This is a genomic window from Roseateles sp. P5_B10 (assembly GCF_056400485.1).
Window position 1 is genome coordinate 1 of record NZ_JBFULE010001081.1, and the last position, 1,472, is coordinate 1,472.

A 1,472-nucleotide genomic window follows, 5' to 3' on the forward strand; every position below is an offset into this window, starting at 1 on the left:
GTGGAGCGCATCATCGACTTCCTCGAGATCCAGGCCTACCGCAAGACGCCGGTTGGTCGCCTGCCCTACGGCCTGCAGAAACGCGTCGACCTCGGCCGCGCGCTGGCGATGGAGCCCAGCCTGCTCTTGCTGGACGAGCCCATGGCCGGCATGAACGTGGAGGAGAAGCAGGACATGTGCCGCTTCATCCTGGACGTGAACAACGAGTTCGGCACCACCATCGTGCTGATCGAGCACGACATGGGCGTGGTGATGGACATCTCGGACCGCGTCGTCGTGCTGGACTACGGCAAGAAGATCGGCGATGGCGCGCCGGATGACGTGCGCAAGAACGAAGACGTCATCAAGGCCTACCTCGGAGCAAGCCACTGATGGGCCCATTCCTCGAAACCCTGATCGGCGGCCTGATGGCCGGCATGCTGTATTCGCTGATCGCCCTCGGCTTCGTGCTGATCTTCAAGGCCAGTGGCGTCTTCAACTTCGCCCAGGGCGCGATGGTGTTGTTTGCAGCGCTGGCGATGGCGCGCTTTGCCGAGTGGATTCAGAAATACACAGGCCTGGACGGCAAGGTCGTCGTCAACCTGCTGGCCTTCGTGGGCGCGCTTGCGGTGATGGTCGTTGTCGCCTGGCTGGTGGAGAGGCTGGCGCTGTCCAAGCTCGTCAACCAGGAAGGCGTGACGCTGTTGATGGCCACGCTCGGCATCGCCTACCTGCTTGAAGGCCTGGGCCAGACGCTGTTCGGCAACGACATCTACAAGATCGACATCGGCCTGCCCAAGGACCCGATGTTCCTGTTCGAGGACGTCTTCCCCGGCGGCATCCTCGTCAGCAAGGAAGACCTCTATGCCGCGCTGATCGCGGCAGCATTGGTCGCGGGGCTGTCGCTGTTCTTCCAGAAGACCGCCACCGGCCGCGCGCTGCGCGCCGTGGCCGACGACCACCAGGCCGCGCAGAGCATCGGCATCCCGCTGTCGCGCATCTGGGTCATCGTCTGGAGCGTGGCGGGCTTTGTCGCGCTGGTGGCCGGGATGATCTGGGGCAGCAAGCTGGGGGTGCAGTTCTCGCTGTCGCTGGTGGCGCTGAAGGCGCTGCCGGTCGTAATCCTGGGCGGACTGACCAGCGTGCCGGGTGCCATCGTGGGCGGGCTGCTGATCGGGGTGGGGGAGAAGCTGTCGGAGGCCTATCTCGGGCCCATGCTTGGGGGCGGCATCGAGTACTGGTTTGGCTATGTGCTGGTGCTCGTTGTCTTGCTGGTTCGGCCCCAGGGGCTGTTCGGCGAGAAGATCATTGATCGGGTCTGACGATGCTTTACCGCGAGAACGGCCAGTTCAAAACCTCTTACTCGGCGGACAGCCAGATCCTGCCCATCCGGCAGGATCGCATCGCGATGGCGCTGATGCTCATCGCTGCCTTCGTCGTCATCCCTATGGTCTCCAGCGAATACCTGCTGCGCGCCATCTTCATCCCCTTCC

The 1,472-nt window shown here is 63.7% G+C and carries 2 protein-coding genes and 1 pseudogene; all 3 read left to right on the plus strand.

What is annotated here, in order from left to right:
- Nucleotides 1-372: ABC transporter ATP-binding protein (locus AC1DU6_RS30990; protein WP_477861954.1), on the plus strand; the 372-nt coding region annotated here is incomplete at its 5' end.
- Nucleotides 372-1,301, plus strand: coding sequence for a branched-chain amino acid ABC transporter permease (locus tag AC1DU6_RS30995; RefSeq protein WP_457324321.1), 930 nt, complete (start codon nt 372-374; stop codon nt 1,299-1,301). The genes AC1DU6_RS30990 and AC1DU6_RS30995, both read left to right, overlap by 1 nt.
- Before the next feature lie 2 nt (nt 1,302-1,303).
- A pseudogene (locus tag AC1DU6_RS31000) lies at nt 1,304-1,472 on the plus strand (branched-chain amino acid ABC transporter permease); the annotation flags it as partial.